General features: G+C 33.3%; 7 protein-coding genes and 1 pseudogene. 1 reads left to right on the top strand and 7 read right to left on the bottom strand.

What is annotated here, in order from left to right:
- Nucleotides 1-637: 637 nt before the first annotated feature.
- Nucleotides 638-925 (bottom strand): hypothetical protein, encoded by a 288-nt coding sequence (locus Q7P22_RS06105; RefSeq protein ID WP_303861983.1) that lies wholly within the window; start codon nt 923-925, stop codon nt 638-640.
- 150 nt (nt 926-1,075) lie between these two features.
- On the opposite strand from Q7P22_RS06105, the pseudogene Q7P22_RS14940 reads away from it, so the two are divergent.
- A pseudogene (locus tag Q7P22_RS14940) lies at nt 1,076-1,330 on the top strand (helix-turn-helix domain-containing protein); the annotation flags it as partial.
- Here the strand turns inward: Q7P22_RS14940 and Q7P22_RS06100 are convergent.
- The 6 genes from Q7P22_RS06100 to Q7P22_RS06075 all read right to left on the bottom strand — a co-directional run bounded on the left by Q7P22_RS06100 (nt 1,327) and on the right by Q7P22_RS06075 (nt 5,332).
- Nucleotides 1,327-1,452, bottom strand: a complete 126-nt coding sequence (locus tag Q7P22_RS06100) for a hypothetical protein (RefSeq protein ID WP_303861980.1) — start codon at nt 1,450-1,452, stop codon at nt 1,327-1,329. The pseudogene Q7P22_RS14940 and the gene Q7P22_RS06100 sit on opposite strands and share 4 nt — an antisense overlap.
- Nucleotides 1,453-1,771: 319 nt before the next feature.
- Nucleotides 1,772-2,311 (bottom strand): hypothetical protein, encoded by a 540-nt coding sequence (locus tag Q7P22_RS06095; RefSeq protein WP_303861977.1) that lies wholly within the window; start codon nt 2,309-2,311, stop codon nt 1,772-1,774.
- Nucleotides 2,296-3,303 carry a hypothetical protein gene (locus tag Q7P22_RS06090; protein WP_303861974.1) on the bottom strand — a complete coding sequence of 336 codons (1,008 nt, stop codon included), beginning with the start codon at nt 3,301-3,303 and terminating at the stop codon, nt 2,296-2,298. The genes Q7P22_RS06095 and Q7P22_RS06090 overlap by 16 nt, the downstream gene beginning before the upstream one ends.
- Nucleotides 3,304-4,072: 769 nt before the next feature.
- Entirely contained in the window at nt 4,073-4,783 is a 711-nt protein-coding gene (locus Q7P22_RS06085; protein WP_303861971.1) for a DUF4367 domain-containing protein, read from the bottom strand.
- Nucleotides 4,776-5,135, bottom strand: coding sequence for an RNA polymerase sigma factor (locus Q7P22_RS06080; protein WP_303861968.1), 360 nt, complete (start codon nt 5,133-5,135; stop codon nt 4,776-4,778). Before Q7P22_RS06080 ends, Q7P22_RS06085 begins: the two co-directional genes overlap by 8 nt.
- Nucleotides 5,136-5,146: 11 nt before the next feature.
- Nucleotides 5,147-5,332 (bottom strand): hypothetical protein, encoded by a 186-nt coding sequence (locus Q7P22_RS06075; protein ID WP_303861965.1) that lies wholly within the window; start codon nt 5,330-5,332, stop codon nt 5,147-5,149.
- Nucleotides 5,333-5,412: the final 80 nt, after the last annotated feature.

The raw sequence follows: 5,412 nt of genomic DNA, 5'->3' as shown, positions 1-5,412 counted from the left end.
CGAACTGAACATCCAAATCTAATGTAATTGTATATCTATAAATATGCTTTTACAAGACATTATTAGCAAATCTTAGGTCTTTATACTAATTGCAGCCATTATTGTTTTATATTCTGGCTCTTCTTTAAGAATGTCTGAGCTCTTTCAATCTGCTTTTATCCATTGCTTGAATCACACTTGCTAGTTAATTAGCACGGATAAAAAATCTAGTGGACACATTCCCTATAACACAAAATGCATTGAATGTCATCTACACGTTCAATGCCCCAATCTATTGCTATTACTATCTTTTATTGCTTTTCCAACTTACAAATTACTTCACAATGCCTTGAAGCGATGATTCTGATGCCCAAAGTAGATAGTCCCCCCTTGGCGTCAGATTATATTATCAATAATTCCAACACTCAACCATTGTCTTTATAAAATAGCTACATAGATTATAGCATGACAGCTGTAATTTCTCGATGTTTAATTTAGTTAGTAAATTAAAATCTGCCAACAATAAAACCCGCAGCTTACCGAGGATTTTAGTCTTAGCAGATTTTTAATAAAACTAAGCCACAGGTCTTTACACAAATATTCTCTTATTATCCGAGCAGTAACCTGTTCCTTTATTTTAGTTACTACTCCTATATTTCTAGCCATAATAATCTACTATCTGTTCCATAACTATTCCTGATTCAAACTGTATCTCTAGTCTTTCTTCTTTACCCACTTTGATGGTTTCAATTAACCTTCGTACCAAGTCCTCATCAAACTCTCTTACCTGTGGATTTACAGTCTTTAAGGTACTGTCCGCCTCCATTAATCGTTCTTCGTACATCTCATTCTGTTTCTTCTCTTGTATATGCCTTATTTTTGCCTTTTTCAGCTCATTTATCTCGTCGGATATCCTTTTGTATTCATCATCAAAATCTTCTGCCACAGCTCCTTATTTTGCGTTTTCTTCGATTAATGATAGCATTTCTTTTTGGAGATTTTCTATCTTTTCATCATATTCTGTTGAGATATTTTTTGTAGAATGGTTGCCTATAACCCTGCCCTTCACCAAGAAAACTGATAAACCCAAGCCCAATTAGCTGAGAAAGCAGGTATCTCTCTAAGAACAATTTCTTGTTACGAGAGTGGCTCTACCTATCCTAAAAATAGAAATATATATAAGACTCTAGCTAATATATTAAGTGAAGATGTAAATTATCTACGAAATGAAGGCGATGAGTTTATAACATCAGCTAGACAGCAGGAGTTAGAAAAATTGGATTTAAGACATCAATTAGAGTTTGAAAAAATAAAAGTATATGGGCAAAAATATTTAAAAAATAATGATTAATTCAAAATAGGATTAATCACACCAATTAGTTTAGCAGTATTATTGATAGAATCCTTGTCCTCTATACATCCAAGAACATATTCTAACTTTTCATAAGTTGTGAATCTACTTTTTCTTCCCATAAAAAATACTCCTCCTTGTAGTAAACAGTTTTGTTATTTTAACTGTCTACTACAAGGGGAGCATATCAGTGATATTAGTTAGGGGTAATTTTTCCTTTCTCTTTTATATTATTTGTATATAGGTAAATTTTCTTTCATCTTTTTAAAAAGTTGCGGATAATTTTTTGAACCATGCAAGACCCTCAAAATACTTATATCCTTTTCATAGGTTTTATAAAATAACAAATACTTATCAATAACAACATCCCATCTTGTACTTTATGCTATTTGTATTCTCACTGTCATCTGGTTCTAGAGTAGTGTATGGAAATCTTATAAATCAATCGACGATTTCTAAAGGTAAGAAAGAAGAATCTGTCATAATGTTTCTAGCCTTCTGAATGAACAAGGCAATAACAGATTTACCTGAAGTAACAAAATATCCTCTCTTATCTATGTTTATGAAGGCAGAATAGGCATCAGAAGTATCTCCATAGGATAGAATTAATTCAATAGTCCTTGAGTGATAGACCCCATTCTGCTTGGGCAATGAAAGATATAAGTTAACCAAATCAGGATTTATCACGCTGTTCTTATAAAAGACCGGCCCGGATATTGAAACTTCATGAAGCAAGGGACCAAATAATTCATTGGATTGTCCTAATAATTCAGATGCTGTACCAGACCAATTTTCAGTATTTACTTGAGAAATATCAGAAAAAGTACAATAGGTAATTCCATTGGATTCCATATCTTCTAGTTCTAGTGTATCCCACAAAGTTCTTGGCCTAAAATAAACTGCCAATAGGATGGAAATAAAGACAATGATCACAATAGCCCTATATTTCTTTAATAGCATAATGATTACTTCAATTCCCATTTGAAGATACTGCTACTAACTGCGGGGCCTTGCAGAATGTAAACTATACCCGGTCTTTGGATGTGTTGATCATATGCTAACTTCAAAATAGCACTAGTATCGTTATACTGCTGTGCGTAAAGGGTTCTCCAATCGTTCATATACTCGGTAACAGCAGCTGAACGATTATAGATCTTAGGATCTGCAAAATGATAGATAGAATACGGATATAGGTCAACTTTATCGCCCGCTACCACGGTTTTGAAATCTCCCCATGCATCAATAATTCCTATTTCACGTGTACGTCGGACTGTACGGACATAGTATTCAGAATAGTCTCCGGATTTTGCAGAGTAATTATCTCTCACCATACGTGATCCGATATCAAGCACTGTTACCGCCATTGAAATGGAGCTGAGTTTTTCAATGCTTAATACAAGATCTTTTGCCGTTGAAAGCCAGCTGTTCAAATTCGCCAAATTTCGCTCAGTTTCTCTTTTATAATTTATGGATATTTCTGACGCTGGTCTTTGATAAAATGTTTTACCAGAATATGTTCCATAAAATGTATGAGTAGAGCTACTTGCAGATGGGATGTAAGCTTTATATCCTTCCAAATAACCGTCCGCCACAGACTCCTCTATGATCCTCAATTGTAGCTCCTTTTCTTGATCAGATAAATTTAGCCCATTAATGTATTCTTTGAGCACCTGGGTGTTTTTACGACTTTGCGCTGCAATAATGTTATCAGTACTAATTTCTCCTTCTGTGCGAGGATTTGACTCTACCAGTTCAGAAATTATGGGAAAGCTGATTTTGTGAACAGTGAAACCTGATTCCTTTTGAAGTTCTACGCTGACGTTTTCCATAGCATTATACTGTCCAGCCAAAGCAATTTCGGCATTATTGTATTCTACGCCTTGGGTGTTCGCTGCAAATACTGGTGTAATAACAGAAGTTAGAATCGCACATGTGTAGATAAGACTCATTAACTTTTTTGTTTTTTTCATCATTATTTTACACTCCTTTTTTTAATAGGATTAGTACTCTTCATTTCATAATAACTCTATTGCTTTTATTGAAATTTTTAATGTATCGGTGCCATCCTTTGAAAAATCATCTACGAGACGACCCTTGAACACCTGTGTCAACACTATCTATTCTCATCCTACGAAAGTATTTTACGGTTTGCACCCTATTCTATCGGAATCAATTCTCTGCATATCTAACGTCACTGAAATATCCATTACTTCCAGTCTCCAATTTGGAAACAATGAGTATATGAATGGATTATAATTTAAGATTTTTGCAAAAGGAATATAAAAAAGTGTAGATAAATTCGCAAAATGTTTAAAACCATAAATTCTGTAGTTAAAGTCTACTGACCAGTCCCCGCATTAAATACTGTTTTATATACTGCATTGGACTCACCCTTTTCCTCGCTACTATTCGACAGGCTCTGCGGTCCATTGAACTTCGACTTATAAGGAGCCAGCCTTTTAACTTTCGATTGACTAACTTCTTGGAATCATCCGCTTCTTCATAAAAATCACCTCTTCCTTTATTTAAATATTAAATTCATTTAAATATCTCTTTTAAAAACATCATTCTTATTGATACTTTCCTTCTACGGAAGTATTCACTGTTTTCGTTACTCCATTTGTTGTCACTTTTGCAGTTATACTAAGGCGATATGTATAGCCTTTTGCAACAGCATCCGTTTCATAAAACGATAGAGAGGCTTCTTTAGAAAATTTTTAATTTTTTTATAATAATAGTTCTTTATTTATTTTCAGATATAGATTCTGCTACCTTTTTCAATTCATTCATAGATATTTTACCCCACAGATCGAAGGTATGACCATTCATATTCCAGATAACTCCATTATCAAACTTATCGTCTACGGCACTTATGCAATATGCCTCATTATTTAGTATTTCACATCTATCTATTTTATGGTTTTCATTATCGATAGATATATTTGTTATGCTCCCTTCTGGCCGATAAGAAAATCTAAATTTATCCCCCTGTTCATTTATAAATTCTATATTTGTAATACGACCTAGTACTTCATAATTCTTCAATGTAGATCCTTCAGGTAAGTAATTTAACGTCCAATCTTTCTTCTTATCAATAAACTCATCATCACTAAAAGTAAATGAAGTAAATTTTTCATACCATTCAACGAGAACCTTCTCAACTGCAGCACGAACTTCAGTATTAAAAAGTAATGTGCCAAATAGCAATCCTAATACAATAATTAAAACTGATGCTACCCTCCTACTGTAAAGCATGGTATTTTTAAGCAAACTTCTGCTACGGTCTTTTATAAAAAGTTTTTTCATTCGTATTTCAAATTCCGGAGAAAATGTATATATCTTGGCGAGTTGTTCATTTGTTGGAATAGAATTAATCTCTTCATTAAAATCATCAATGACTGTCTGACGGAATAACGCCTCAAAAACCACATCATTCACTTGATCTCTATTCATTATACTTCACATCCTTCTCTATTAGTTTACGAATTTTTTCCTTCGCTCTCATAATTCGTGTATCAACATGTTTTGGAGTCATGCCAAGCTCCTTTCCAATTTCTTTATATGACATATTTAAAATATACTTCATAAGTAGCACTTGCTTACTTATTTCGTCAATTGAATTCATATACTTACGGATAAGTTCATACTCAGACTCAAAAATAACCTGCTCATCGACAGGCACCTTGTCTGACTCAAGAAATATCTCTAATTCCTCAATTGATTTATTAGCATAAGGTTTTTGCTTTCTTAATATATCAATGCATTTGTTCCTCACTATAATAACGGATGAGCGACGGAAATCCATACAGTCTAAATTTAAATATTTTTCTTTTTTTCTATGATAGATATAAAAGCATTATGTACTGCATCCTCAGCCATATCTTGATTTCTAATAATCGTCATAACGTAATTAAGTAGGGCATATTTATGCTCCTCATATAGGTCCGTCATCTTTTGTCTTTCCTGCTCTGTATCTAACATAGATAAATAAATAGTCAGCAATATTCTCCCACCTTTCATCCGAAGCAACTCGTTTTAGTATGTATTTATAGTTATTTTTATTATAATACACTATATATGGC

Origin of the sequence: Alkalibaculum bacchi, from assembly GCF_937875145.1 — a bacterium.
GTDB classification, from domain to species: Bacteria; Bacillota; Clostridia; order Eubacteriales; family Alkalibacteraceae; genus Alkalibaculum; species Alkalibaculum bacchi_A.
This window is presented reverse-complemented; position numbering and strand designations above follow the sequence as displayed.

Bases quoted from the DNA above. Each gene is read 5' to 3' on its own strand.
- Q7P22_RS06090 (WP_303861974.1), bottom strand. From the start codon at position 3,303: ATGATGAAAAAAACAAAAAAGTTAATGAGTCTTATCTACACATGTGCG.
- Q7P22_RS06085 (WP_303861971.1), bottom strand. From the start codon at position 4,783: ATGAATAGAGATCAAGTGAATGATGTGGTTTTTGAGGCGTTATTCCGT.
- Q7P22_RS06095 (WP_303861977.1), bottom strand. From the start codon at position 2,311: ATGGGAATTGAAGTAATCATTATGCTATTAAAGAAATATAGGGCTATT.
- Q7P22_RS06080 (WP_303861968.1), bottom strand. From the start codon at position 5,135: ATGGATTTCCGTCGCTCATCCGTTATTATAGTGAGGAACAAATGCATT.
- Q7P22_RS06100 (WP_303861980.1), bottom strand. From the start codon at position 1,452: ATGGGAAGAAAAAGTAGATTCACAACTTATGAAAAGTTAGAATATGTT.